This is a genomic window from Staphylococcus sp. Z5-21 (assembly GCF_056529615.1).
Genome location: NZ_CP096462.1, coordinates 1,683,015 through 1,708,343, shown reverse-complemented (window position 1 = coordinate 1,708,343; position 25,329 = coordinate 1,683,015). Strand labels below are relative to the sequence as shown.

The window sequence follows — 25,329 nt, the reverse complement described above, 5'->3', positions numbered from 1 at the left end:
GGATAGTAAATGGCTACAAATGAAACGTTAAAACAAAAAGTTATTGAGCGTAAAGCAAATGGAATAAATGAGCAAAGTCCTAAAACACAATTAAATCATTTATTGAAGAAAATGGCTCCAGAAATTCAAAGAGCATTACCTAAGCATATGGATTCAGACAGAATGGCTCGAATAGCTATGACTGCAGTCAGTAATACCCCTAAATTATTAGAGTGTGACCAAATGAGTTTTATTGCTGCGTTAATGCAAGCATCACAGTTAGGTGTAGAACCTAATACAGGGCTTGGCCAAGCTTATCTAATACCTTATGGAGGTAAAGTACAATTTCAATTGAGCTATAAAGGGTTAATTGATTTAGCGAGTAGAAGTGGCCAATATAAATCAATCTATTCACATGAAGTATATATCAATGATGAGTTTGAGTATAGATATGGCTTATTCAAAGATTTAATACATGTTCCTTCACAAGAACCCGAGGGAGAACCAATTGGTTATTATGCAGTTTATCATTTGAAAAATGGTGGATATGACTTTGTTTATTGGACAAGAGAAAGAGTAGATAAACATGCTAAAGCATTTAGCCAGGCTGTTCAAAAAGGATGGACATCTCCTTGGGTTACAAATTATGATGCTATGGCTAAGAAAACAGTACTCAAAGAAGTATTAAAATATGCACCAAAATCTATTGAAATGAATAAAGCAGTTGAAAATGACAGTACGATTAAGGAAGAGATAGACAAAGATATGTCCACTGTAATCGATGTTACCGATTATTCAGAGGTCGAAGAAAATGAAAGTATAGAACACCAAGATAAAATTGAATAAGGGGAGCAAATAGCTCCCTCTGTTTTAAGAGGTGAGAAAACATGACCGGATGGATAAAAGTTCATAGGTCGTTGAGAGAACATTGGTTGTATGAAGAAAAAAGAAAGTTTTCTCGTTTTGAAGCATGGCTAGACATTTTATTGATGGTTAATCATGAGGATAAAAAAGTCTTGTTAGGAAAAGAATTAATTTTAGTGAAACGTGGACAAAAAATCATTAGTATTAGAAAACTTTGTGAAAGATGGTCTTGGTCTAATAACAAGGTGAAAATGTATTTGAAAACATTGGAAAGCGACGGTATGTTAACAGCAAAAAGCGACACAAAAAAGACGCTCTTAACCGTTGTCAATTATGAGTTTTATCAAAGTAGAGATTCAGAAAAGCGACGCAAAAGCATCACGGATGCATCACAAAAGCATCACGAAAGCGACACAGATGCATCACAAAAGCACACAAACAAGAATGAGAAGAATGTAAAGAATGAGAAGAATGAAAAGAAACAACCACAACTAGATATAAGTTACAAAGACAGGAGTATAGGTGATTGTAAAATTTACAGTAGTCCCCCCAAGGTGTTGGCGTTTGACTTCTTCCAACAAAACGGCTTCGGTAATTTACAGCCCTATATTGTTGATCAAATCAATGCATGGCTTGATGAATTCCCAAAAGATGCAGATGAGATTGTTATTAAAGCAATGAAGATTGCGGTAAGTAATAATTCTAAACGCTGGAATTACATCAACGGCATACTCAAACGTTGGTATGAAAGTGGCGTGAAGTCATTGAGTGATGTTGATGCATTGATTAATAACCAAAAGCTAAATATTACCAAGAAGAAGGATTTTGATAATCCTTATCTTAAAGTAATTGAGGAGGCACGCAATGGACAGTGAAACAATGAGTCATGCAGAGCGTGAGGCATTAAGAAAATATGTTGATGACAGGAAGAAAGAACATCAACAAAACCATACTATTAAGACTTTTGCATCGATGACGCAAATAGCCGATGTCGCAAAGAAACTTCGAGAAAACAACCCTAAAATAAGCAAAGTGGTTGTAGAGGAATTAGGGATTACCTGTGAAAAGTGTAAGCACAACTACGACTTCTACAAATTTGCTTGTGGTTATGAATACAAAGACGGTTGTATTTGCGAATCAAATGCGCAATTGAGAGAAGCAAAGCTACGTCGTAAAAATGCAATAGAGAGCCAAAAAGTTAAACGTATGTTCAAGTATTCTCACGTAAACGATGAAATTAAAAAAGCAACTTTCGATGAATACATCCCAACAAATGAGATACAACAAAAAGCAAAGACTATCTGTGAGAGGTATGTAGAGAACTTTGACTTAAATAACAAGCAGTCATTAATCCTTACTGGATCTTGTGGGATAGGAAAATCACATTTAGCAATGTCAATAGCTAAAGAAGTAATGGAACAACGATATACAGCTTTATTCTTGAATGTTCAAGATGCTATATCGATGTTTAGAAGCACATATAGCAATAATTCTAGTGAGCACGAATCAGAACTTTTAAAAATAATAAAAAGTGTTGACCTAATGGTTATTGATGATTATGGAATTAAGCTTAATGACTATGGAATGGGGAAACTTTTCCAAATTCTAGAAAGTCGTGTAGATAAGCATAATATTATAACCACGAATTTAAGGCTAGAGGAAATGACGAATGGTCTAGATTCAGAACGGATATTTAGCAGAATGATAAAAAATGCAACTGTGCTTGAATTGAGCGGTATAGATTACAGATTGAAAAACTTGAAGGTGATTCGATGATTACAAAAGCATATGTCAGAGCTTATTTAAATGTCCCAGGTTTGTCAGATATGTATGTTCAGAAATTAATTGATTATGCTGATGGTGATATTTATAAGTTAGATAATTTATTAGTTCAAAAAAAGTTAGAAAGAGAAACAAGAAATGGTATTTACGATTACGAGGTGAATTCAAATGAAACAGTTCGGCCTGTATGATGGAAACGGAAAATTAATGTTTCATGTGAGCTTATATCCTAATGGACTATATGAACTTACGGGTGTAGAACGAACATTTTATTCAGGAAAACATTGGAAACTTACGGAAGATGAATTAAACACATTTATTCAAAATGACAAATTAACAAAAGAATATCAAACATGCATGTTTGAGTACATATAGTAGGTGATTGCTTTGTCAGAAGAAACAGTAACACTTAGATATACAGTGGAATTCGAAAAGCGAATTAAGGCTGCACAGGGAAAATACGAAACTAGACAAAATTTCATTGATCGTATAGCAGATAATTTATTTGAATATGAAAATGATTATACAGACGCTACAGTTTTAGGAATAGCAAACGTAGAGGAGAAATGCTAATGCGTCAATTCAAAGTAAAAGGTAAGGAATATCCTTTAACTAAAGAAATGAAAATACATCTTCAGAAAAATAAATTATCTATGGCGCTATTATGCAGAAGAATTGAGTTAGGTTGGTCATTATATGAATCAGTAAATGTACCAGTTGGTATGAAGCTAAAAGAGTTTAGAGAAAATGAACAAAAGCGAAAAGTAACTTGCGTAGAACATAACAAGAAATTGCACATATTGCTTTTAGAAGAAAAACAAAAGAGAGAAAAGAAACCATGGTTATACGATGGTACGCCTCAAGTACATCCAAGAAGTCAATATGTGCAAGATATGATGAAAAATAATATATATCCCAAAAGGGTGATTGAATAATATGAATTTGGAAGAATTTAAAAGAGTAGGTACAGCTATTCAAGCTATTTTGAATGAAATTAATAGTAATCCAAGTAAATTTGCGTTAGAAATATTGCAAATGCATATTGATGTAGTTAAAAAACGTGATCAATACAAAGAAGAAAGAGATAAATGCCTTGATGATATTGAAAAGTTTCGTGAAGAGAGTAAAGAACAAGCAGAGTTACTTAAAGAGTTTAGCAATTTCATTAATTATAAATTAGACGTGCATCTTGGTAATAATAAATATATTGAATACAGAAGTAAACTAGATAAGTTGGATTTTTTTAATTAACTATAAAAAAAATAAGGAGGGCAATCATGCCCTGTCCTCACGAATTTTTATTATTAATGAATCTTTAGAAAGATTAATAGCAAAAATTGAGTCAAAACTAATAGGTATCTTAGCATTACTATTTAACTTTTTAATCATTAAATATCCAACTTCATAACTATAGTCAGATTTTATTTTATAATCTTCGTCGGGTTCATGCAAAGTACTATATTCTTCTACTCTAAAAGTTAGACCATATTCTTTAGCTTCATCTAATTTTTTAAATACTTTATCTTTATCCAATGTGACTTCACCACCTTATATAGTTTTATTATATCAGATTTTTATATGAACATTAGGAACTATATAAACGAAGTATTAATTTTAAAAATATTTAGGTAGTCCATGTTTAAAAATATTGAGAGAAGATAATATTTTTAAAATTTTATACCAATGTTAAAGGAGACGACAACTTTGAAAAAACTATTATTAATTCCATTAGTGGCATTTACTTTTTTATTAGCAGGTTGTACTTGGTTTGATGATGTTAAAAAAGACCATGAGAGTGATACTAAAGGATTGAAAAGAACTGTCACTATTTATAGTAAAACAGGTGATCTAATTAAACAGTACAAGGGTGAAAATGTTAGAACTAAATATAATGAAGGTGGAGCATTAGTAATTAATATTGATGGTAAACGTGTTCAAGTGATGAACAGTGATGTTGTTATTGAAGAAAAAGGTGCAGAAAAGTTTGAGGTGAAACGATAATGTGGCTAGTTCTAATTATTATATTTTTAGTACTATTAATCATAGGCTTTATATCAGAAAATAGTAAATTGAAGGGACAACTAGCGTCGAGAGAATATGAAAGGAAAGTACTTGAGAATAGATTGAAACAATTTGAGAAATAAGGGAGGAGGGGATAATGAGCAAAAAGAAATACGGTTTAAAATTATCAACGGTTAGAAAACTAGAAGATGAGCTTGTTGATTATCCAAACTACCATAAACAGTTGAAAGATCTAAAAGAGGAAGTTATGAATCCATGGATAAGGACGGATACTAACATTGGAGGTGAATTAATACCATCTAATCAGTCAAAAACTGAAAAGATTGTTACTAATTATTTATGCGATATTAGAAGAAATAAAATATTGGAATTCAAAAGAGCTATTGAACGTGTTATAAATACTTCAAGTAAAAAGGAACGTGAATTTATTCATGAGTACTATTTTAATCAAAAAATGATTATTAATGCGTGTAATGATATTCATATATCTGAAAGTACAGGCCATAGAATAAAAAAGAAAATTGTATTAAAATTAGCTGAGGAACTGGGAGAGTCTTAAATTGATAGTAATATGACAGTTTTTGATACTTGAAATGTATTATTATGATATATGTAAACAGCTATAGTTACGAAACATGTAAATCTTTGCATTTGTTTTCCTTCAAAAACTAAGGCATATGAATTTTCTCCTTTACCTATCCAGCTACGACCTGGGTAGGTTTTTAATTTAATTATTATGAAAAATTACTCTTTGTTTGTTGTATATAGGGTATAATAATAAGAGTAGTGCAATTCAATAATGGAGGAATAGAGAAATGTTTAATAATGGGCAATTTTTACTAGAATATGAAGATATATTTGATAGTTATTTGCCAAAAGAAAATAATGAAGGCAAGCTCTATAGATTATTAGAAGTGTTTGATGATAATATGTATGTCACAGTTATGGCTGTTAACAAATTTGAAAAAAAATTAGGCCTTTTTGAAAAAAGTGAGGGAGAGGAAAACTCATTCGTTTTAGGGCTAGACACTTTATATCATATGAATATGTACATAAGAATGTTAGCAACACTTGATGATATTTTAATTAAAATTGGTGTTTATACACATTTAGTCGATAAAGAAAAAAATGATGGGGAAATAGTAGAAACTTACGCACCTAATAAAGACGAGTGTTTTAGAAAAAAATATGAAATATTGAAATTAGAGAAAAAAGGATATCCGAAACTACCTAATAAAAATAATCGTAACACAAGGAAGTATAGGAATGACATTACACATGGAAGCGAACTAATGATTACCAAAGGCATTGTGACTGAAGATGGTATAATTAAAGACATTTCGCCATTAGGTATATTTGGACGGAATTTAAAAGTTTTCAATGAAACTAAAGCAAAAATGATGGATGATTTAGATATCATTTATGAAAATCAAGACTATTATGAAAATAAAATAGTTGAATTAATAGATGTGAAGAAAAGGACATAATAAATTATGTTCTTTTTTATTTTAAACAAGCAATTAGCATAAGAAGGTGATTCGATGACATGAAATTAACAGTAAAACAACAGAAGTTTGCCGATGAATATATAATTAGTGGTAATGCTACAGAAGCGGCAATAAAGGCTGGTTATAGTAAGAGAACAGCTAGGTCAGTAGGTGCTGAAAACTTAACAAAACCTTACATTATGGAATATATAAAGAAACGATTAAATGAAATAAAAGAAGAACGTTTAATGAGTGTAGAGGAAGCATTAATAATTTCTGCATCAATAGCACGAGGTGAACATCAACAGTCGTATACAAAGATATATAACAATTTAAAGGATAAAGTTGATAAAGAAGTTACGTATATCATTACACCTAGAATAGAAGAACGCCAACGATCTATAGAACATATATTAAAGGTTCATGGCATTTTAAATGGTCGTTTAGCTAATGAAAAACTTGAAAAAGAAATACAAATGTTACAGAAGAAAATTGAAAAAATGGATAGTGCAGAAAATAATAATCAAGAATCTGAAATTGCTAAAGCACTTATTAAATTAGCTGGTGATTCAGATGATTGATAAAGTATTAAATCCAAAACAACAAGAAGTCTGGAATTGTTTTATAAATGAACGACCTAAAATTTTAATAGCAAGTGGAGCTAAGCGAGCAGGTAAAACGTATGTTTTTATACTGCTTTTTTTAATGCACATAGCTGGTTATGAGAATAAAGGATTGAACTTTATTATAGGTGGTGCTACTCAAGCATCTATCCGTCGTAATGTACTAGATGATATGGAATTAATACTTGGAAAAGAGCTTAAATTAGATAAATCAAATGCAGTTAAAATATTTGGAAATAAAGTTTATGTGTTTGACGGTCAAAATGCAGATTCTTGGAAGAAAGCACGTGGTTTTACATCAGCTGGAGCATTTCTTAATGAAGGAACAGCGCTACATGACACTTTTATTAAAGAGGTGTTTTCTCGTTGTAGTTATAAAGATGCAAGAATATTAGTAGACACAAACCCTGAAAATCCGATGCATCCAGTTAAAAAAGATTATATTGATAATTCTGGACAAACATTATCCAATGGCAGACTTAATATAAAAGCATTTCAATTTACTTTATTTGATAATACTTTTTTAGATAGTGAATATGTTGAATCAATTATTGCTAGTACGCCAACAGGCATGTTTACCGATAGAGATATATACGGTAAATGGGTAGCAGCTGAAGGTGTAGTATATAAGGATTTCAACGAAGAAATACACTACATCACAGAAGAAGAATATAATCAGAAACAAATCAAAAAGAAATATGCTGGTGTCGACTGGGGATATGAACATTATGGTTCGATTATTGTAATTGCAGAAGATATTGAGGGCAAAAGATACCTGATTGAAGAACATGCTTATCAACATAAAGAAATTGATGATTGGGTTGAAATTGCAAAAGATGTCATAGAGCGACATGGTAATATCTTATTTTATTGCGACACCGCTCGAACTGAACACATAAACAGATTTGGTAAAGAAGGAATTAAAGCTAGATATGCTGATAAATCAGTTTTATCTGGTATAGAAGTAGTTGCTAGAGGATTCAAACTTAATGAGTTATTTATTATTGAGGATAAAGTTAAGTTGTTCAAAGATGAGATATATAACTATGTATGGGATGAGAAAAAAGATGAACCAGTAAAAGCTAATGATGATTGTTTAGATGCTTTGAGATATGCAATTTATACATCTAGCAAAGGTTCAGGAACTGGTTTTAAGTAAGGAGGAGATACTTTGTATCCAAGTGAACCAACGCAAACAGAAATTTTTAATGACATCATTAAAAATAATAATAAACCTGAAACATTAGAAGAAATGATTATCCGATATATTAAAGCGCATCAGAAAAAAATTCCAAACTTTGAAATTGGTCAAAAATACTATGATCAAGAGCCAGATATTATAAGAGAGCCACCTTCAAGAGATGCAACGGGACAAGTTGACCCATTAAAACCAGATGATAGATTAGTTACTAATTTCCATGCAAATTTGGTTGATCAAAAAGTATCTTATTTAGTTGGAAAACCTATCGAATTTAAATACACTGATACCAATGTAATAGAGCAAATCAATCTAGCACTAGGAAGTAGATTTGATGACAAGTTACACAGTGTATTAACTGGTGCAAGTAATAAAGGTATTGAGTGGATTCATCCATATATTGACGAAGAGGGAGAACTCAAGTTTTTTAGAGTGCCAGCTGAGCAAGCAGTACCGATATGGAAAGATAGAGAGCATGAAGAATTGGAAGCATTCATACGTTTCTATAAATTAGATAATGAAATGAAAGTCGAGTATTGGGATGAAACATTAATAAATTATTATGTTTATGATAATGGAAGTTTAATAAGAGATTACTCACGTAATTTAAATAGTCAAGAAACACATTTCAGTACGGGTTCATGGGGACGTATACCGTTTATACCATTTAAGAATAATGACTCTGAACGTTCAGATTTATTTATGTATAAGACACAGATCGATGCATATAATAGACGTTTATCCGATACGGCAAACATGTTTAAAGAATCAAATGAATTAATATATGTATTAACAAATTATGATGACACCGATTTATCAGAGTTTAAAAGAAATATGCGTCACTATGGTGCGATTAAAGTAAGTAATGTTGACGGTGGCGTAGATACAATAGAGATAAAAGTGCCTGTTGAAAATACAGAAAAATATTTAAAAATGCTATATGAAAATATAATGCTATTTGGCCAAGCAGTAGATTTTAGTTCTGATAAATTTGGTTCTGCACCAAGTGGAGTTGCGTTAGAGTTCTTATATACTAATTTAAATTTAAAAGCCGATAAATTAGCTCGTAAAACCAAAGTGGCTATCCAAGAATTACTTTGGTACGTAATAGAACATCATAATTTAAAAGTTAATCATAAGGAGATTGATATAAGTTTTAATTATAACAAAGTTGCAAACACAGAATTACAAGTACAAATGGCACAAGCTTCAATGGGAGTTGTAAGTCATGAAACAGTAATTGAGAACCATCCATTTGTAGAAGATTTAGAAGCAGAACTACAGCGATTACAACAAGAACAAATTGAATTTAGCAAACAAGTTGGTGATATTGAGGAGAGTTCAAATGAGCAAGAAGAATCCGAAAATAACAACCCAAAATGATATAGATAACTATATTGAATTGATACAACAACAAGCTGATAAGGAAATAGAAATAGTATTTGCTAAAAGATTAAAAGTCATACAACAATCAATTGCGATACTATTTGAAAAGTATCACCAAGAATCACCACATGCCACGTGGACTGAATTTAATAAATACAATAGGCTTAATAAAGAGTTAATACGTATAGGCCAAATGTTAAATAGTGATTATAAAGAAGTAATTAAAACCATTCAACAATCACAACAAAATAGTTATATCAAAAAGTATTTAATGAGTATTTACTTATATGAAATGGCATCACAAAAACCTATGCAGTTTGATTTTCCAAGTCCTGAAGTGATTATAAGTGCGATAGAGCAACCAATCGAATTTATAAAATTGGTTCCCACATTACAGAAACACCGTAACGAAGTTATTAAAAGAATTCGTATAAATATTACACAGGGCATTATGAGTGGTGGAGGATACGAAAAAATAGCTAAATCATTACGTGAAGACATTGGAATGACAAAGGTACAATCATTAAGAGTAGCACGTACTGAAGCGGGCAGAGCAATGTCACAAGCTGGACTTGATAGCGCTAAAGTTGCTAAAGATAATGGATTAGATATGAAAAAGAAATGGTTTGCCACAAAAGATACTAGGACACGAGATACACATCGTCATCTTGATGGCAAAGCAATACCTATTGATGATAACTTCCATTCAAGTGGTTGTATTGGCCAAGCACCTAAATTATTTATTGGTATTAAAAGTGCAAGAGAAAACATAAATTGTCGTTGTAAATTACTTTATTATATTGATGAAGATGAATTACCAACAGTAATGAGAGTTAGAAAAGAAGACGATAAAACCGAAGTAATACCATTCATGACTTATTCAGAATGGGAAAAACAAAAAAGGAGTGATGTCTAATGAAAGAAGTAAAGCTAAAAGTAATTGTAGATGCAGATGAAGGAATTGAAAAATTAGAAAAGGTTAAATCACTATTAAATGAAATAAGTGAGATTTTAAAAGAACCTATTGTAAATATAACTATTAGCAATGAAGCAGATACGAATAAAATAAAAAAAGAATTGGTAAACATTAGACCAGAAATAAGTGATTAAAGCTACTGCACAGTGTGTGGTGGCTATTTTTATGCCCAAATATGCTTATGGCGTTAAAAGGTGCAAAGCTCAATGGTGGTCAAAACCACCGTAATAAAAAATGTGAGGAGTAATTGATATGAAAAGAGAGTTTTTACGAAATTTAGGATTAGAGGATGAAGTCATTAACAACATTCTTGATGAACATCACGAGGCTTTAAAAGAATTTAAAGATAAAGCTGAGAAACTTGATTCAATTCAAAAAGAGCTTGATAAAGCAAATGAAGAAATTTCTAAACGAGATAAACAAATTACAGATTTAGAGTCTAAGGCAAATGATAAAGAAGCATTAGAAAATCAACTTGAAGAATATAAAAAAACTAACACAGAATATGAATCAAAAATGAAAGAGTTGCGTTTAGACAATGCTATTAAAGTTGCAGTAGCAAAAGATGCTGTTAACACTGACCACGTCCTGAAACTTATAGATAAAGACGGGCTAGAGATACAAGAAGATGGCTCAGTAAAAGGTTTAGATAAACGTTTAGAAAGTTTCAAAGAAGAAAACACGCATTTGTTCGGAGCTGACAAACCAAGAGGAAGCTCACCTTTAGATGGTGATAATCCTAAACCGTTAGAACCTACTGAACAATGGACAGAATTTTTAAAATAGGAGTGGTAAATAATGGAAAAATTAAAACTTAACTTACAGTTTTTCGCAGAACAAACTAAGGTGGATCCTGGAGAAACATTACTAAAAAACAAGCATATTGGAATTATTGAAAAAGTAACAGCTAAACACTCATATTCATCACCTGCGATTATTAGTAATGATGCAATATTTATGGAGGGTCGTTCATTTACTGTATTAAAAGGTGATATATCTGAATTAAAAGATTATGAACGTAATGCACAAAATGAATGGGATCACCCACAAATTCAAGAAACTACTTATTTCTTAGACCAAGAAAAATATTGGGGTCGTTTTGTAGATGCATTAGATAAACGAGATACAGAAGGTAATATTGACATTGATTATGTTGTCGCAAAACAAGCCGCAGAAGTTGTGGCGCCATATTTAGACAACTTACGTTTTGCCACATTAGCACGTAATAAAGCTAAGCACATAGCTTTAGGAACAGGAGAAGATGCACATTATGATGCAGTATTGGATGTTTCAGTTGAACTAGATGAAATTAACGCATCACAAAATCGTATTTTATTTGTAGCACCTAAATATTATAAATTCATTAAAAAATATGTTGTTGGATTACCACAAGGTGATACTCAACAAAAAGTATTAGGCAAGGGAATTCAAGGTGAATTAGATGGATTCATTGTGGTAAAAGTTCCATCAAAAATTTTACAAGGTGTTGAAGCTATGGCAATTGTTGGTGAAGTTATGGCGTCTCCAATTCAAGCTAACTTAGCAAAATTAAATTCAAATGTTCCGGGTATGTTTGGAACTTTGGCAGAGCAATTAATCTATACAGGTGCTTTTGTGCCACAACACTTACAAAAATTCATTTATACAATTGGTGGAACTGAGGTAGAGACTAAACGAGATGGTATTGACGCACATGCTACAGAAGTTAGAACCGAAGATACAGGAGCATAAGGAGTGAGTAATTATGACCTATGAAGTTATTAAATACTTTACAGACTTACAAGATAATGATTACGAATACAATGTTGGTGATACTTTTCCACGTGATGGATTAAAAGTTAGTGCTGAACGCTTAGAAGATTTATCTACTGATAAAAATAGACAAGGAGTACCTTTGATTAAGCCTATTTCAGAAGCAAAAGACTTTTCGAGTATGAAAGTTGCAGAACTAAAAGAAGCGGCCATAAAACAGGGTATTGAAGGCTATTCTGATATGAAGAAATCAGAACTTATTAAAGCATTGCAAGGTGATGTTTAATGGACGTAAAAGAAGTAAAAATACTAAATTCAAAGCCATTAGATGACTATTCTCACGATGAGAAAATTGAGGCAATGATAACAATCTACAAAGGTATGGCAGAAGAATATTGTAATAATAAATTCCAAACACCATACCCATCAGGAGTTAAAAAGTTTATAGCGGATTGTATCAAATATGGAGAAACAGGTAATATAGCTGGTCGTTCTATGGGTTCGGTCAGCTATTCTTTTGTTACTGAATTACCAGTAACGCTATACAAACCTTTAACACCATATAGAAAGTTGAAGTGGTAACATGTTTGATCTATTAAATGAGTTTCCGCATGTAATAGAAATAGGAAGTTTTGAATTAGTTGGTAAATTTCCAAATCAAAAAAGAGTATTTGTTTCAATAACAAAAATTAATGGATTTATGGATACACCATCTACCAGTGAGCAACTTAAATTTTATCAAATGAATGCTTCTTATGATCGTAATTTATATACGCCATATCATATACCTATAGATAGAGAATCAATTTTTAAGTTTGAAGGTAAGACATACGAAGTAATCGGTGAACCAACAGACCAGGGCGGAATGCATGAAGTACTTCTTACTAGATTGAAGGTGTATGAAGTTGGCCAAAGTTAAATATGGTAGTGACAAATTAGTAGTAGATTTAGAGAAATTCGAAAAAGATATGCAAGAGTGGGTTAAAAAAGGTATAGCAAAAACAACACTTATAATATATAACGCTGCTATTGCACTAGCTCCTGTAGATTTAGGTTATTTAAAAGAAAGCATTGATTTTAAATTTACTGATGGTGGTTATAGTGCAGTTATTAGTGTTGGAGCTGATTACGCAGTGTACATTGAATTTGGCAGTGGAATTTTTGCTACTGGACCAGGTGGTTCAAGAGCTGAAAAAATACCGTGGTCATATAAAGGTGACGATGGTCAATGGTATACCACATTTGGCCAAGAACCACAGCCTTTTTGGTTTCCTGCAGTTGATCAAGGTGAGAAATTTTTTAGAAAGTATTTTGGGTGAGGTGATTAAATATGTGGGTATCAGTTGAACCTGACCTCTTTGAAAGATTGTATAACAAAATAGAAAGTCACCGATTAATTAATAAACATGTTAATCATAGAGTTTATGATAGTGTCCAAAAAAAGGCTATTTATCCATATGTTGTTGTTGGAGAAACTAATGTGACTCCCGAAGAAACAGCAAATAGTATGAAAGAAGATGTGGCAATTACAATCCATGTATATAGCCAAGCTTATAATAGGGATGAAGCAGCAAGAATAATAAGAGATATAGCATTTGTAGTAAATAGAAAATTAAATATACCAGATTATGAATTTATTAGAAGTCGTATAAGTGTCCAGCAAGTTATTACTGATATAGATCAGTATACAAAGCATGGTATTTTACGACTTCTTTTTAAATATAGACATAAAACACGATATGAAGGAGAGTGAACAATTTGCAGAAAAAGTACATTGCAGCTATTCAAATTGCAGATAAGAAATTAGCATCTAAATTAACACTTGAAGAATCTATAATGTTAGCAAGTCTTGGTGAAGGCGGTCATACAATCAGTAATGATTTAGCTGAAATGATTAAAGGAGACAAAAAAGATTATTCACGTAATAGTGTTGAAGAAGAAATAAAATTAACTGTTGATAAGGTTCCAGGTGACAAAGGTCAAGAAGCATTAAAAGCATCAGTTAAGTTATTTAAACAATTACGTATATGGATTTGGGAAGTTGAAAAACGAAATGGTAAACATCATGGTACTTTCGCTTATGTAGTAATTGAAGAACATGATTGGTCATTTGATGATGAAGACGACAAGATAGAAATTACTGCTAAAGTTAAATTCAATAGTGCTGATGGTGAAGTAGATGAATTACCGGAAGAATGGTTAAATCCTAGCGAAGTTGGAACAACTATTGAGTTTGAAAACATGAATGAGTATGAAGGATCATATGAAGAAAGAACTAAAAAATCAGTTGATAGTGGAGCATAAAAGGGGCGTGTAGCTCCTTTTTTATATTTAAAAATTGAAAAGAGGTATAAAAATGACAGAACAAAAAATTAATCCAATTACAACATTAATGATTAATGATGAAGAAATAAAAGCACGAGCAACTTTTAATTTTGACATGAAAGCAGAAAAGTTTACTGAAGAACGTGAAGATGAAAAAGGAAAGAAAGAAAAAGTACCAGGGTTTAATGCAATTTACAACGGTATCTTATCTAGAGATACAAAATCTATTGCTGATTTTTGGGAATGTGCTACTGCATATTTAGGTAAAAAAGCGCCTAAACGTGAAGATATTGAAGATGCATTGATGAATATTATTGATGAAAAAGACGACACTATAGAATTGTTACAAGGTGCGTTAGACATGATGAACAATAGTGGTTTTTTCAAGCAGAAATCACGTGCTTATTGGTTACAGATGAATCAATCTATACCGATGGTCAAAGAAGAAGAGAAAGAATCAACGAAACACGGAATCGAAATGTTGAAGAACAGCTACAAAGAAATCATGGGAGAACTACCTTACTAAATTATTCAGAGGTAAGACAACTGACAAGCCAATATATAGGTTATCTTTCGGAAGATGAACTTATGAATTTGGTTCCACACATATGGAATGATTGGATTATCGGGAGGCGTCAAGCTTTGATAGATCAAAAAGAATCTATGTTATTTATGGCACAAGCAAATGGCATGGTTCAAGCTGGTAAAAGATTAACTAAACTACAAAATCAACTTGAACGTGAAAGGTACATTGTTCGAGGTGAAGAGGATAAATACGAATTAAAACGTAAGCAAAAACTTGCTCAAAATAAACGGGAAAGAGCAAGAGCAATGAGAGGAACTAGAAGATTTGTAAATTCTTTAAATAATAGAAATACAAGTCACAAGGGAGGGTGAAAATGGAAAGTAATTTTGTGGCTAAAATATATGCAGTTATTAGAAATTTTGAACGTAATATCAGAAAAGCACAACGATTGGCAAAAACTTCAGTACCTGATGAAATAAATGTAGATGTTACTGCTGATTTAAGAAAGCTGCAAAAAAAGTTAACTAGAGCTAAAGGGATAATTACTACCATCCCTCCTCGAAAAGAAATAGACATAGTCGCAAAAGTGAAAAAAGCTCAATACAACATAAAAAAGGTAACTCAAAATTTATATAGTTTACCTAACAATAGAAATATTAATGTTGATACACGTATTACAAAGGCATTGATTAAATTAAAAAAAGTAACACAATCTTTGAGAATAATGCCCAAAAAGAAAACAATAAAAATCGATGCTGATACAACTTCTACCTCCAAACTACAACGCGCATTTCGAAATGTTGAAACACAAGTTAATCATTTCAAAAATAATGTAGATAGATTAGCTGGAGACATCAAATCGTTTGGTATTGTTTTTTCACAAACTTTTAAAGGGATAATGTTAACGTCTATACAAGCATTAATACCTATTATAGCTGGATTAGTTCCAGTGCTATTTGCAGTATTAAATGCAATTAAAGTATTAACTGGTGGCGTAGTAGCATTTGCAGGAGTAGGAGCCGTTGCTTTTGGTGGCTTTGTTGCTTATGCAGGAATGGCAATAACAGCAATCAAAATGTTAGAAGATGGAACGATTGAGGCTAGTTCAGCTACTAAAAAATATCAAACTGCCTTAGAATCAGTTAAAAATACATGGCAAGATATAGTTAAACAAAATGCTAATGCAATATTTGAATCTATGGCTAATGGTTTAAATACAGTTGAAAGTGCTATGAAATCATTAACACCATTCTTAAAAGGTGTAGCTGACGGTGTGAACGTTGCTAGTAAGAAGATGTTAGAATGGGCAGAAAATTCAAAAGTAGCACAAAAATTCTTTAAAATGATGAATATAACTGGAGTTTCAGTATTCAATAAATTATTAAGTGCATTAGGTCGCTTTGGTGACGCTATAATTAACGTATTTACTCAATTAGCTCCTTTGTTTCAATGGTCAGCTAATTGGATTGATCGCTTAGGACAATCTTTTCAAAAATGGGCTAATAGCGCAAATGGTCAAAATAGTATTAAACAATTTATAGAATATACCAAAAAGAACTTACCTATTATCGGCAACATTTTTAAAAATGTGATTGCCGGTATTTTTAATTTAATGACAGCATTTGGACAAAATTCAACTACTATTTTTGAGTATCTTGATAAAATGAGTGCAAAATTCCGTAATTGGTCAGAAACCATTGGTAAATCAGAGGGCTTTAGAAAGTTCATTGATTATGTACAAAAAAATGGTCCAGTTATTATGCAGTTAATAGGTAATATCGTGAATTTATTAGTAGCCTTTGGTACTGCAATGGCACCAATTGCAAGCACACTTTTAAATGTTATTACTAAAATTATAGGATTTACTGCTGCTTTAATAGAAAATCATCCTTGGATTGGTCGATTGATTGGTATATCAGGTATATTATTAGGGGCAATTTGGTCATTAGCAGTTCCATTGATGGCAGTGAATAGCTTTTTAGGATTGTTTGGAAAATCTTTATTAGGTTTAGCAGAGAAATTTCTTATATCAGGTAACGCAAGTAAGATATTTACTGGATTAATGGATATACTTAAAAATGCTTTTAACCTTTTAAATAAACCTATTGGAAATATACTTAAAACACTACCATTGGTTGGTGGTGCATTATCTGCTATTAGTGCACCTGTTTGGCTTGTAATTGGTGTAATTGCTGCTTTAGTGGGTGCTATTGTTTATTTGTGGAAAACAAATGAAAATTTTAGAAAATTTATTACTAAAGCGTGGCAAGATTTGACTAAAACAATTGGCAGTGCAATTCAAGGCGTTATTTCTTGGTTTCAACAATTATGGTCAAATATTCAATCTACATTAAAACCTATCATGCCTATTTTGGAAATGTTAGGTGGAATTTTTAATAAAGTCTTCGGTATCGAAATTATGCTAGTAATTTCTCAGCTCATTACTGCAATACAAGGATTATTGACAGTAATACAGGTAGTGTTTCAATTAATTGGTGCCTCCGTATCAATGGCTGCAAATACCATCATTTCGCTTTTTACAGCTTTAATTCAACTTTTGACAGGAGATTTTAGCGGTGCTTGGGATACTTTGAAAAATATGGTGATTCAAAATTTACAAATTATTTGGGATACTATAACAAATATTTTTGGAATTATTACTGGTTTTTTATCAAGTACACTAAATAGAATACTTGGAATTTTCGGTACAAATTGGCAACAAATTTTTGCTACTGTCTCCTCAAAAGTCTCACAAATTTGGTCTAAAATAACTAGCGTATTTAGTGCATTGGTTACTGCGATTGCTGTTCATGTAGGTCAATGGTTAGCAAAAATTGTTAATGGATTTATTCAAATGGTGTCACATGCTCAAGCAGGTATGGCGAGATTTTTAGATGAAATAGTAGGTGGATTTATTCTAGTAGTATCTGCTGTTGGTCAAGGCGTGACTAATGCTGTATCAAGGGCAAGAAGTTTTGTATCTGATTTTGTTCAAGCTGGTGTTGATTTAATAGCTGGCATGATTCAAGGTGTTATAGATAAAGCTAAAGATTTGGCACAAGCAGCCTGGGACGCGGCTAAAGGAGCTTTAAATGCAGCTAAAAGTGCATTAGGCATAAAATCACCATCAAGAGAATTTAAATCTTTAGGTATGTTTTCTATGATTGGTTTAGGAAATGGAATTGCACAATATGCTAATAAAGCGGCTAAAGAAAGCAGATTAGCAGCAACTAAAGTAATGGACGCATTTAAAGTAGATCTATCGCCTGGCATAACAGAAGGATTAGGTAGTTCGTTGAATAGTGATATTAATGCTCACATGAGTAAAGATGTAAGACACAGTTTAGAAGAAAACAACAAACCAATAGTAAAAGTATTAGTTAGAAATGAAGGTGATTCTGAATGGATTAAATCGACAATTGAAGAACTAGGAGCTAGAGAAGCAATCGGAGACAACTTTTAAGGAGGTGGCATATGTTTATAGCGCATGATGTAGAAATAAATAAAAATGGTGAACTGTATAAGGTTAGTGATAACCCTATCACTGGCCAAAAACTAGAAGTAGTAGAATTCGATGTACAAGGTTCTGAAAAAGAATTAGATTTTAATGAAATCGAGAGGATTAATGGCAGATTTCTTAATTCAAGTGTTGAAAGATATAAAAAAGCGACGATGGTTCTTCGTTATAGTGTTAGTAAAATTGCATATGCATCTCACTTAAAAAATAGTATCCAAAATTTATTTTCTGGCCAATTTTATTTGAGAGAAATGGCCACTAATGATACTGAAATACCTTTTCAGACAATGTTTGATCCTATGCATAAGTTCGAATTAAGCTATGTAGATGGCAAACAGTTATTAGTCACATTGGTTTCTAACGTTTCTTTTGATACGACTAAAACAGAAGGGATTATAACATTAGAATTTGAAACAGTTGAATTACCTTATTATGAGTCCATTGGTTATAGTACGGATTTAGAAAGTGGAAATAATTTAGATTTATGGGGTATGACTAGTGGAATGACTTTCATCAGCAATAGTAATCAAAGAAAGTTTACGTTTTATAATACGGATAATGATTTTGTTTATTATGCTGGTGATGTTCCTATAAATCAATTTAATCAGAAATTAATTGTTGAAGTTACTATAGGTGAGAACACAAAACATTTCACATTTGACACTGGATATAAGAGTGAAATGATGACCGTAAAAAATATTGATTTAAAAGAAGGAGATGTTATTAAATATGATGGTATTCAAACATATAAAAATGGCATCCCTATTAATGGCAAGAAATACGGTACAGGTAACCAACCATCTCTAATCCCTGGTTATAATCAATTTCATTTTAACCAAGTAGTTAATAAAGTAGTTTTCAAATTTAAAATGTATTACAGATAGGAGGAGAATTATGCCCATAATAATTAATAGTATAGCGGGGCGTAGTTTCCCGTTATTTGTTAATACAACAACACAAGAAAAAGTGTCTGAAGAATCAGTGCTATCATTTGATATTACAGAAGATAGCTATAATTATGATTTAGTTACCAGTATTTCTACTATGTGGACAGTAACAAATGTAGGTGGAACTGATGATATTAATGAATATAAAATTATTTATATTAAAAAGAGTAGCATTGGCGAAAATCAGAAAGTATATGTTAAAGCTATTAAAAGAGAAATATTTGATTTGAAAGCTAAACGGATACATGAATCTTATACTGGTAGTTTTACTGGGGAAGAATATTTTAAACTTATTTTTAAAGGTAGTGGTTATAACTTTAAACTTTTAAGTAAAGTTTATGCTTCTAGGTTTGAAAATCTAGGTGAAGGAGATTCAAGGCTAGAATTATTTAAAAAGGGTTTGAAACGTTATAATCTTGAATATTATTATGATGAAAAAACGAGAACATTTTATTTGCAAACGTCTGTAGGTAAGGAAGCAAAATATCGAATAGACACAAAGATTAATGCGAATAATGTGCAATTAGAAGAAGATGCATCAGAACGTTTTACTTATATTAAAGGTTTTGGTGATTTTGATGAAAATGACTCATACATGGAGGGCGCTTTACAAATAACTTACGTCCACCCAGTAGCAAAGGTAATTGGTGAAATACATGCACCACCTGTAATAGATGGCCGTATTAAACACGAAGATAAGTTGAAAGAGAAAATGGAAAAAGTCATTAACGATAGTGTTAAAATTTCCGTTTCAACTGATTTTATACATCTTGAATCATATAAAGAAGCAAAGCCTATGCCTGGTGATATAACTGCATTGAAAGACTCAGTTAATAATATCAATGATGAAGTGAGAATTGTTGAAATTACGACTAAACGTGATGTAAACAATAATATTATTAATCAAAATGTAATACTTGGTGATTTTACATTAACAGAAAGAAATAAGAAAATGGCAAGAAAAGCTGCTAAATATGTAGCAAATTTAGATGTTTCATCTACTGAAACACCAGGTAAAAAAGAACGTTTAAGAAATGATGATATAAATAGAACAATTAAAGCTATCAACTATTTAGTTGAGTTTAATAAACCAAAACCTGAGTTAATTGGTAAAACGATAAAAACAAAAAATGGCACTATAATGATAGACTTCACATCTGTTTCAAGTATAAGGAATATGAAGTCTATTTATGTTATAGGAGATTCGGTAGCAAAAGGTTCTGGTGCAAAAGAAAACTTCGGACAAATGCTTGCTAAAAAAATAGGTGCAACAGTAACTAATGGTGCTGTAGGTGGTGCTACTATGTCTATTAATCGCGAACGAAGTATCTATGAACAAGCTTTAAAGATTAAAGATACCGACTTAATAATAATTCAAGGTACCGATGATGATTGGTTGTGTAACGGTGGCATACCTTTAGGTGAAGATAAAAACGATTTGAAAACTTATTATGGAGCTTTTTATCAAGCAGTAATTGCGATTAAGAAAAACAACCCAAATGGCAAAATTCTTTCTATGACTCCAACAAGACAATGTCCTGTTGATGGAACAAGAATAAGACGTAGAGATACTGATAAAAATAAACTTGGATTAGTTTTGGAAGATTATGTAAATACCCATATTTCAACTTGTACAGAATTGAATATCCCTGTTTATGATGCATATCATACTGATTTAATAGATCCATATAATCCAGCATATAGAGCTAAAAATATGGAAGATGGACTACATCCTAATGAGTTGGGACATGAAGTTATCATGTATGAGCTAATCAAAAATTATTATAACTTTTACGATTAAAGGAGGACTATTTAGTGGAAGAAAAATTAATCACAAGTTTGCATTCTGTGTTTAATGAAAAGTATATAAATCAACATGAATTTAACTATCAAAAGTTAAACCGTTTTATGCAAAACGTTAATTTATATATGTATGCACATGGTAAAACAGATAAGCAAGCACATAATGCCGACCAGATTATTTATCAAAGACAAAGTATTGCAGATTTTTATAAATATTTAGTAGCTAGATTAAACAATTTAGTTTTGGGGCATAATGGTGATGGTATTAATGAAGTTAAAGACGCAAGAGTTGATAATCAAGGTGTTGTTCATTCATCACTTCATGAACGATTAAGACACGAAAATCTATACTACACAAAGTTAATATCTGAACTAACCGAAGAAACAAAACAGAATCATGAAGAATTTTTAAATGCAGAATATCGTTTTGATCCACAGAATCAAGAAATACAATTTATAACTGATTTATCTCCAAGAACAAATGCCGTAATGCAAAGTTTTTGGATAGACTATAGAACACAAATTATTTATATGACACAAGCAAGACCAGGCGGGGATTATATGTTAAGTAGACTTAAACCTAATGGTCAATTTATAGATAGATTATTAGTAAAAAATGGAGGACATGGTACGCATAATGCATATCGATATATTAAAGGAGAGTTATGGATTTATTCTGCAGTTTTAAATACTAATAAAAAGAATAGATTCGTAAGATTTAAATATAAAACGGGTGAAATTAAGTACGAAGATGAAGAAATGCAAGATGTTATGCCTCATGTATTTAATAATCTTTATACAACTGCTATATATAATTCTAAAGAAGGATTAATGATATTTAGAAGAGAGTATACACAGCAAGAATTTAAAGATAAGAATTCATTAAACTTTATTGAAATAAGAAGTATTAACGATATAGACAATAATGTAGATAAAATACTATATAAATTTGATATACCTGCTGAATATACAAGTGCTACACAACCAGTGCAAGGCGTGACTTATGATGATGGTATTTTGTATTGGTACACAGGTGATAGTAATCCCAAAATTCCTAACTATTTACATGCCTTTGATGTCAAAAACGGTAAACATTTATGGCAACGTAAAGTTACTATTGGAGGAATTGATGGAAACTATGTAGGTGACTTCCAAGAAGCTGAAGGTATGGCAATGTACTATGATGAAGATACTGGTAAAAAGGCACTTTTACTTGGAGTAACAACTGGACCAGGTAACAATAGACATCATGAAATTCATTCAATTGCTCAAAGAGATTTAAATGATAGTTTAAAAAATAGAGCTACACCTGTTTTAATGACCGATACTGGAGGAAGAGCTAAACCATTACCTTCACAAGGATTTAGTAAATTAAGTAATGTTACTGACATTGGTCATTATTACCTGTATACAGGAGACACATTAAACATTAAAGATTTTCCTTTAAGTAAAGCTTGGCGTGGTTACGGATGGTTTTTTGATGTGTTACCAGGTGATATTAATGGAGTAGTAAGACAGGTTTTAACTAGATACTCTTTTGGACGAAATACAATGATTTTCACTAGAAACGTTGATGTATTTACTGGTAAAACTTCAGTGGGTTGGAGTTATGTTAAGACATATGGTGAGATGTGGGAAACACCACCAAAAAGTATTAATAAATTAGCTGATTTAAATATCCCAGGATTAGAGATTTATTTAACAGCTGAAGATACAAAACGTTTTGTTGATTTTCCAACTAAATATAAAGGAGTAGCAGGTTTTGTATATTTAAGAGTTAAATTGTCGCAAAATCAATATAAAGAATTTTTGTTTAGAAATAACATAATTGCACCACCTGAAACATTAGAACGTACAACACAGGGACAGAAGAAATCTAAGTGGTTTTCTAATGCTGGTAGTTATAAGGAGGTTGGATAATGAGGGAAGAAGCATTTTTAAAAGATGATAATATAGTTCCTTTAGAAGTAACTTCGCAATATAAAAGGTTAACAGATACTAATATTAGATTTTTTAATACTGATAAAGGAACGTCTGTATTAAATTTTATAGTTACAAAGAATGATAAACCTTTTGAAATAGGCTCTAATAATGCTAAGGCTACAATTGATTTAAAAACAGAGAATTATGGTGCTGAAACTGGTGCTCACATATCAGATGATTTGACGTTCGTTGATCCAATCAATGGACGTCTTTCTTATACATTAACTGATGAATTATTAAGGTACACAGGTAGAGTTTTTGGACAAGTATTTTTCACTCAAAATGGTAGTAACAATATTATTGTAATGCGTGAATTTGCATTTAGAATTGATAATGATCAAATTAGTGATTTTGATGGTAAAACAAAGTTAGTTTATATTAAAACACTTAAAGATATAATGGCACAATTTAATGGAGATATTTCGAGATTTAATAAAGCATTAGGCGATTTCCCTACACTTGTAGAAGGCATTGAAAATAAAGTGAATGAAGGTATAAGTGCTATTAAACTTAAGTCTAATGAAGTAGAAACAAACTTAAATAAGATTTATAGTGAGCGAGAAAAAAATTTTGAAAATAAAACAAATGGTTTTGTAGAAAATGTCGTGGTTGTTAAAGAAGACATAAAATCCTATATAGACAATGCCAAGCAAGAAGCAAAAGAACTAAGTGTGTTGAAACAAGGCGATGTTGTAAACTATCAAAAATCAAAATTAACTGATGATTCAGGAGTAACCGAAGAATTAAACGATGTAACTATATATTCAATATTAGAAAATACTACAAGTACAAAATTTGTTCATATTAATAATGCTACCGATGCACCATCATCTAAGTTAGCAAATAATATAAGTGATTCTGAAGTATCAAATATAGATAATGGTAGAGTTGATTCAGAATATGACGAAAATCATGATGAAGAATTACCAGAACATCAAATACATTCTTCTATAGCATCAGGTTTATTAGTTGTATATAAATCCCAAAATACTGGTAGGGCTATTTGGTATCCAGATGATTCAAATGAAATATATACATGCTTTTATAAAGACAATATATGGTTAAGTTGGTTGAAAGTTAATGATGAAACTATTACTAAAAGTTATATAGAAGCATTTGTAGATGCTAAAAACTCAGAAAATAAAAAATTCTTTGAAGATGAATTAAATAGTACATCTATTCAAAAACATAAAATAACAGATACAGATGGCAATACGATTAATGTTGATTTGGATTATGCGCAAAGTAGTTTAGTTGAATTAAAAACAGCAAACTTTTATGCATTGAAAGTACCTAATTTACCAATAGGAATAGAAAGCACAGAAGGTTATTTACGTGTTACTTCTAAGGACATTAAAAATAAATTGTTTGAATTTACGCCTAAAGGAACATCAAAAACTTTAATTAGTACTTTAAATAATTCAACTTTAAGTGGTTGGAGTACCTTTAATGAAGAAAGACAAAAAGTTTTATTTGACGGTTCTGTAAATGGCGTAGGTAATGACATTGTTTTAACTGATGATTATACAAAATATGATTTCCTTATTGTTTCTGGCTTATATCCAGGAGGAACATTCAACGAGGTGAGTTTAGTATCAATGCCAGGAAGTATTATTGTTTCAAAAAATAATATTCCAGATTCTACTGGCGATGGTGGTGCTTCATATGAAGGTATTATTTCAAAAGTTAATAACACAACTTTACGTATCGCTAATGATGTTTTTTGGGATTTAGGATTGCGAAAACCATCAGGAGCAAATGCTAATAAGTTTACAGTACAAAAAATAATGGGGTGGAGATAATGGAAATTTCAATTAATGAATTTAGAGAAATTATAGGATATGCTCGTGTTGGTCATGTAGAAAATGCTATAGAAATTTCTTCAGAAGAGCTACCTATTAATTTCTTTGATGATTATGAACCGAGAAAATATATTTACGATGAATACGAGGGTATTATTATCAATTACAATTATGAACCGCCTAATGAAATTGACTTTATAGAAAGTGCAAAAGATGAGGTTAGTATTAAAGAAGATAAAATTAAAGAATTAGAAAAAGAAAATGAGAAACTTAGAAAAGAGTTTAATGATTTGAAAGAAAAAGTTTTATCCAATAAAGCATAAAGACTGCAAATTAAGTTTGTAGTCTTTTTATTAT

The 25,329-nt window shown here is 31.2% G+C and carries 33 protein-coding genes; 32 read left to right on the top strand and 1 reads right to left on the bottom strand.

Annotated elements, in window-relative coordinates:
• Nucleotides 1-9 precede the first annotated feature (9 nt).
• The 8 genes from M1D64_RS08400 to M1D64_RS08365 are packed head-to-tail and all read left to right on the top strand — an operon-like array spanning nucleotide 10 to nucleotide 3,876.
• On the top strand, nucleotides 10-825 hold the full coding sequence (locus M1D64_RS08400; protein ID WP_069825793.1) for a recombinase RecT: 816 nt from the start codon (nucleotides 10-12) through the stop codon (nucleotides 823-825).
• A gap of 41 nt (nucleotides 826-866) precedes the next feature.
• Nucleotides 867-1,718: a DnaD domain-containing protein gene (locus M1D64_RS08395; protein ID WP_069825794.1), complete on the top strand. Its 852-nt coding sequence runs from the start codon at nucleotides 867-869 to the stop codon at nucleotides 1,716-1,718.
• Nucleotides 1,708-2,619, top strand: coding sequence for an ATP-binding protein (locus tag M1D64_RS08390; protein WP_241686113.1), 912 nt, complete (start codon nucleotides 1,708-1,710; stop codon nucleotides 2,617-2,619). The genes M1D64_RS08395 and M1D64_RS08390 overlap by 11 nt, the downstream gene beginning before the upstream one ends.
• Entirely contained in the window at nucleotides 2,616-2,816 is a 201-nt protein-coding gene (locus M1D64_RS08385; protein WP_061050642.1) for a hypothetical protein, read from the top strand. Before M1D64_RS08390 ends, M1D64_RS08385 begins: the two co-directional genes overlap by 4 nt.
• Entirely contained in the window at nucleotides 2,794-3,000 is a 207-nt protein-coding gene (locus tag M1D64_RS08380) for a hypothetical protein (protein ID WP_061050641.1), read from the top strand. Before M1D64_RS08385 ends, M1D64_RS08380 begins: the two co-directional genes overlap by 23 nt.
• Before the next feature lie 12 nt (nucleotides 3,001-3,012).
• On the top strand, nucleotides 3,013-3,198 hold the full coding sequence (locus tag M1D64_RS08375) for a hypothetical protein (RefSeq protein WP_041080365.1): 186 nt from the start codon (nucleotides 3,013-3,015) through the stop codon (nucleotides 3,196-3,198).
• Nucleotides 3,198-3,560 carry an SA1788 family PVL leukocidin-associated protein gene (locus M1D64_RS08370; RefSeq protein WP_069825796.1) on the top strand — a complete coding sequence of 121 codons (363 nt, stop codon included), beginning with the start codon at nucleotides 3,198-3,200 and terminating at the stop codon, nucleotides 3,558-3,560. Before M1D64_RS08375 ends, M1D64_RS08370 begins: the two co-directional genes overlap by 1 nt.
• Nucleotide 3,561: 1 nt before the next feature.
• The gene (locus M1D64_RS08365; RefSeq protein ID WP_069825797.1) at nucleotides 3,562-3,876 is read left to right on the top strand and encodes a hypothetical protein; all 315 of its coding nucleotides are present in this window, start codon (nucleotides 3,562-3,564) and stop codon (nucleotides 3,874-3,876) included.
• A gap of 24 nt (nucleotides 3,877-3,900) precedes the next feature.
• Here M1D64_RS08365 and M1D64_RS08360 read toward each other — a convergent pair whose 3' ends face one another.
• Entirely contained in the window at nucleotides 3,901-4,158 is a 258-nt protein-coding gene (locus tag M1D64_RS08360; protein ID WP_069825798.1) for a hypothetical protein, read from the bottom strand.
• A gap of 171 nt (nucleotides 4,159-4,329) precedes the next feature.
• Here M1D64_RS08360 and M1D64_RS08355 point away from each other — a divergent pair, with 171 nt between their 5' ends.
• The 24 genes from M1D64_RS08355 to M1D64_RS08240 all read left to right on the top strand — a co-directional run bounded on the left by M1D64_RS08355 (nucleotide 4,330) and on the right by M1D64_RS08240 (nucleotide 25,295).
• Nucleotides 4,330-4,626, top strand: coding sequence for a DUF5052 family protein (locus tag M1D64_RS08355; protein ID WP_069825799.1), 297 nt, complete (start codon nucleotides 4,330-4,332; stop codon nucleotides 4,624-4,626).
• Between the two features lie 157 nt (nucleotides 4,627-4,783).
• Nucleotides 4,784-5,206, top strand: a complete 423-nt coding sequence (locus M1D64_RS08350) for a transcriptional regulator (protein ID WP_069825800.1) — start codon at nucleotides 4,784-4,786, stop codon at nucleotides 5,204-5,206.
• Nucleotides 5,207-5,462: 256 nt separating this feature from the next.
• Entirely contained in the window at nucleotides 5,463-6,134 is a 672-nt protein-coding gene (locus M1D64_RS08345) for a hypothetical protein (RefSeq protein WP_069825801.1), read from the top strand.
• A 59-nt stretch (nucleotides 6,135-6,193) separates the two neighbouring features.
• Nucleotides 6,194-6,715, top strand: a complete 522-nt coding sequence (locus M1D64_RS08340) for a terminase small subunit (RefSeq protein ID WP_069825802.1) — start codon at nucleotides 6,194-6,196, stop codon at nucleotides 6,713-6,715.
• Complete coding sequence (locus M1D64_RS08335) at nucleotides 6,708-7,916, top strand: PBSX family phage terminase large subunit (RefSeq protein ID WP_069825803.1); 1,209 nt, start codon at nucleotides 6,708-6,710, stop codon at nucleotides 7,914-7,916. The genes M1D64_RS08340 and M1D64_RS08335 overlap by 8 nt, the downstream gene beginning before the upstream one ends.
• 12 nt (nucleotides 7,917-7,928) lie before the next feature.
• Nucleotides 7,929-9,338 (top strand): phage portal protein, encoded by a 1,410-nt coding sequence (locus M1D64_RS08330; protein ID WP_069825804.1) that lies wholly within the window; start codon nucleotides 7,929-7,931, stop codon nucleotides 9,336-9,338.
• Nucleotides 9,301-10,257 carry a phage head morphogenesis protein gene (locus tag M1D64_RS08325; protein WP_069825805.1) on the top strand — a complete coding sequence of 319 codons (957 nt, stop codon included), beginning with the start codon at nucleotides 9,301-9,303 and terminating at the stop codon, nucleotides 10,255-10,257. The genes M1D64_RS08330 and M1D64_RS08325 overlap by 38 nt, the downstream gene beginning before the upstream one ends.
• Nucleotides 10,257-10,451 carry a hypothetical protein gene (locus M1D64_RS08320; RefSeq protein WP_069825806.1) on the top strand — a complete coding sequence of 65 codons (195 nt, stop codon included), beginning with the start codon at nucleotides 10,257-10,259 and terminating at the stop codon, nucleotides 10,449-10,451. Before M1D64_RS08325 ends, M1D64_RS08320 begins: the two co-directional genes overlap by 1 nt.
• A 118-nt stretch (nucleotides 10,452-10,569) precedes the next feature.
• On the top strand, nucleotides 10,570-11,103 hold the full coding sequence (locus tag M1D64_RS08315) for a phage scaffolding protein (protein ID WP_069825807.1): 534 nt from the start codon (nucleotides 10,570-10,572) through the stop codon (nucleotides 11,101-11,103).
• A gap of 12 nt (nucleotides 11,104-11,115) precedes the next feature.
• A complete protein-coding gene (locus M1D64_RS08310) occupies nucleotides 11,116-12,048 on the top strand; it encodes a sugar-binding protein (protein ID WP_069825808.1) in 933 nt (310 codons plus the stop codon).
• 13 nt (nucleotides 12,049-12,061) lie between these two features.
• Nucleotides 12,062-12,355, top strand: a complete 294-nt coding sequence (locus M1D64_RS08305; protein WP_069825809.1) for a Rho termination factor N-terminal domain-containing protein — start codon at nucleotides 12,062-12,064, stop codon at nucleotides 12,353-12,355.
• Nucleotides 12,355-12,651: a head-tail connector protein gene (locus M1D64_RS08300; RefSeq protein WP_069825810.1), complete on the top strand. Its 297-nt coding sequence runs from the start codon at nucleotides 12,355-12,357 to the stop codon at nucleotides 12,649-12,651. Before M1D64_RS08305 ends, M1D64_RS08300 begins: the two co-directional genes overlap by 1 nt.
• Before the next feature lies 1 nt (nucleotide 12,652).
• Nucleotides 12,653-12,988, top strand: a complete 336-nt coding sequence (locus tag M1D64_RS08295; protein WP_069825811.1) for a phage head-tail adapter protein — start codon at nucleotides 12,653-12,655, stop codon at nucleotides 12,986-12,988.
• A complete protein-coding gene (locus tag M1D64_RS08290) occupies nucleotides 12,975-13,388 on the top strand; it encodes an HK97-gp10 family putative phage morphogenesis protein (protein WP_069825812.1) in 414 nt (137 codons plus the stop codon). The genes M1D64_RS08295 and M1D64_RS08290 overlap by 14 nt, the downstream gene beginning before the upstream one ends.
• 11 nt (nucleotides 13,389-13,399) lie before the next feature.
• The gene (locus M1D64_RS08285; RefSeq protein WP_069825813.1) at nucleotides 13,400-13,822 is read left to right on the top strand and encodes a DUF3168 domain-containing protein; all 423 of its coding nucleotides are present in this window, start codon (nucleotides 13,400-13,402) and stop codon (nucleotides 13,820-13,822) included.
• A 5-nt stretch (nucleotides 13,823-13,827) separates the two neighbouring features.
• Nucleotides 13,828-14,373: a phage tail protein gene (locus M1D64_RS08280; protein ID WP_069825814.1), complete on the top strand. Its 546-nt coding sequence runs from the start codon at nucleotides 13,828-13,830 to the stop codon at nucleotides 14,371-14,373.
• A 52-nt stretch (nucleotides 14,374-14,425) separates the two neighbouring features.
• Nucleotides 14,426-14,920, top strand: a complete 495-nt coding sequence (locus tag M1D64_RS08275) for a tail assembly chaperone (protein ID WP_069825815.1) — start codon at nucleotides 14,426-14,428, stop codon at nucleotides 14,918-14,920.
• A 62-nt stretch (nucleotides 14,921-14,982) separates the two neighbouring features.
• Complete coding sequence (locus M1D64_RS08270; RefSeq protein ID WP_069825816.1) at nucleotides 14,983-15,291, top strand: hypothetical protein; 309 nt, start codon at nucleotides 14,983-14,985, stop codon at nucleotides 15,289-15,291.
• Nucleotides 15,292-15,293: 2 nt separating this feature from the next.
• Entirely contained in the window at nucleotides 15,294-18,383 is a 3,090-nt protein-coding gene (locus M1D64_RS08265; RefSeq protein ID WP_069825817.1) for a phage tail protein, read from the top strand.
• An 11-nt stretch (nucleotides 18,384-18,394) separates the two neighbouring features.
• Nucleotides 18,395-19,321: a phage tail family protein gene (locus M1D64_RS08260; RefSeq protein ID WP_069825818.1), complete on the top strand. Its 927-nt coding sequence runs from the start codon at nucleotides 18,395-18,397 to the stop codon at nucleotides 19,319-19,321.
• A gap of 10 nt (nucleotides 19,322-19,331) precedes the next feature.
• Entirely contained in the window at nucleotides 19,332-21,185 is a 1,854-nt protein-coding gene (locus M1D64_RS08255) for an SGNH/GDSL hydrolase family protein (RefSeq protein ID WP_480977438.1), read from the top strand.
• Between the two features lie 14 nt (nucleotides 21,186-21,199).
• Nucleotides 21,200-23,107, top strand: a complete 1,908-nt coding sequence (locus M1D64_RS08250) for a phage baseplate protein (protein WP_069825820.1) — start codon at nucleotides 21,200-21,202, stop codon at nucleotides 23,105-23,107.
• Entirely contained in the window at nucleotides 23,107-24,972 is a 1,866-nt protein-coding gene (locus M1D64_RS08245) for a phage baseplate upper protein (protein ID WP_069825821.1), read from the top strand. Before M1D64_RS08250 ends, M1D64_RS08245 begins: the two co-directional genes overlap by 1 nt.
• Nucleotides 24,972-25,295, top strand: a complete 324-nt coding sequence (locus M1D64_RS08240; protein ID WP_069825822.1) for a DUF2977 domain-containing protein — start codon at nucleotides 24,972-24,974, stop codon at nucleotides 25,293-25,295. Before M1D64_RS08245 ends, M1D64_RS08240 begins: the two co-directional genes overlap by 1 nt.
• The last annotated feature ends 34 nt before the right edge of the window (nucleotides 25,296-25,329 follow it).

Bases quoted from the DNA above. Each gene is read 5' to 3' on its own strand.
- M1D64_RS08400 (WP_069825793.1), top strand. From the start codon at position 10: ATGGCTACAAATGAAACGTTAAAACAAAAAGTTATTGAGCGTAAAGCA.
- M1D64_RS08395 (WP_069825794.1), top strand. From the start codon at position 867: ATGACCGGATGGATAAAAGTTCATAGGTCGTTGAGAGAACATTGGTTG.
- M1D64_RS08390 (WP_241686113.1), top strand. From the start codon at position 1,708: ATGGACAGTGAAACAATGAGTCATGCAGAGCGTGAGGCATTAAGAAAA.
- M1D64_RS08385 (WP_061050642.1), top strand. From the start codon at position 2,616: ATGATTACAAAAGCATATGTCAGAGCTTATTTAAATGTCCCAGGTTTG.
- M1D64_RS08380 (WP_061050641.1), top strand. From the start codon at position 2,794: ATGAAACAGTTCGGCCTGTATGATGGAAACGGAAAATTAATGTTTCAT.
- M1D64_RS08370 (WP_069825796.1), top strand. From the start codon at position 3,198: ATGCGTCAATTCAAAGTAAAAGGTAAGGAATATCCTTTAACTAAAGAA.
- M1D64_RS08365 (WP_069825797.1), top strand. From the start codon at position 3,562: ATGAATTTGGAAGAATTTAAAAGAGTAGGTACAGCTATTCAAGCTATT.
- M1D64_RS08350 (WP_069825800.1), top strand. From the start codon at position 4,784: ATGAGCAAAAAGAAATACGGTTTAAAATTATCAACGGTTAGAAAACTA.
- M1D64_RS08345 (WP_069825801.1), top strand. From the start codon at position 5,463: ATGTTTAATAATGGGCAATTTTTACTAGAATATGAAGATATATTTGAT.
- M1D64_RS08340 (WP_069825802.1), top strand. From the start codon at position 6,194: ATGAAATTAACAGTAAAACAACAGAAGTTTGCCGATGAATATATAATT.
- M1D64_RS08335 (WP_069825803.1), top strand. From the start codon at position 6,708: ATGATTGATAAAGTATTAAATCCAAAACAACAAGAAGTCTGGAATTGT.
- M1D64_RS08325 (WP_069825805.1), top strand. From the start codon at position 9,301: ATGAGCAAGAAGAATCCGAAAATAACAACCCAAAATGATATAGATAAC.
- M1D64_RS08320 (WP_069825806.1), top strand. From the start codon at position 10,257: ATGAAAGAAGTAAAGCTAAAAGTAATTGTAGATGCAGATGAAGGAATT.
- M1D64_RS08315 (WP_069825807.1), top strand. From the start codon at position 10,570: ATGAAAAGAGAGTTTTTACGAAATTTAGGATTAGAGGATGAAGTCATT.
- M1D64_RS08310 (WP_069825808.1), top strand. From the start codon at position 11,116: ATGGAAAAATTAAAACTTAACTTACAGTTTTTCGCAGAACAAACTAAG.
- M1D64_RS08305 (WP_069825809.1), top strand. From the start codon at position 12,062: ATGACCTATGAAGTTATTAAATACTTTACAGACTTACAAGATAATGAT.
- M1D64_RS08300 (WP_069825810.1), top strand. From the start codon at position 12,355: ATGGACGTAAAAGAAGTAAAAATACTAAATTCAAAGCCATTAGATGAC.
- M1D64_RS08295 (WP_069825811.1), top strand. From the start codon at position 12,653: ATGTTTGATCTATTAAATGAGTTTCCGCATGTAATAGAAATAGGAAGT.
- M1D64_RS08285 (WP_069825813.1), top strand. From the start codon at position 13,400: ATGTGGGTATCAGTTGAACCTGACCTCTTTGAAAGATTGTATAACAAA.
- M1D64_RS08275 (WP_069825815.1), top strand. From the start codon at position 14,426: ATGACAGAACAAAAAATTAATCCAATTACAACATTAATGATTAATGAT.
- M1D64_RS08270 (WP_069825816.1), top strand. From the start codon at position 14,983: ATGAATTTGGTTCCACACATATGGAATGATTGGATTATCGGGAGGCGT.
- M1D64_RS08265 (WP_069825817.1), top strand. From the start codon at position 15,294: ATGGAAAGTAATTTTGTGGCTAAAATATATGCAGTTATTAGAAATTTT.
- M1D64_RS08260 (WP_069825818.1), top strand. From the start codon at position 18,395: ATGTTTATAGCGCATGATGTAGAAATAAATAAAAATGGTGAACTGTAT.
- M1D64_RS08255 (WP_480977438.1), top strand. From the start codon at position 19,332: ATGCCCATAATAATTAATAGTATAGCGGGGCGTAGTTTCCCGTTATTT.
- M1D64_RS08245 (WP_069825821.1), top strand. From the start codon at position 23,107: ATGAGGGAAGAAGCATTTTTAAAAGATGATAATATAGTTCCTTTAGAA.
- M1D64_RS08240 (WP_069825822.1), top strand. From the start codon at position 24,972: ATGGAAATTTCAATTAATGAATTTAGAGAAATTATAGGATATGCTCGT.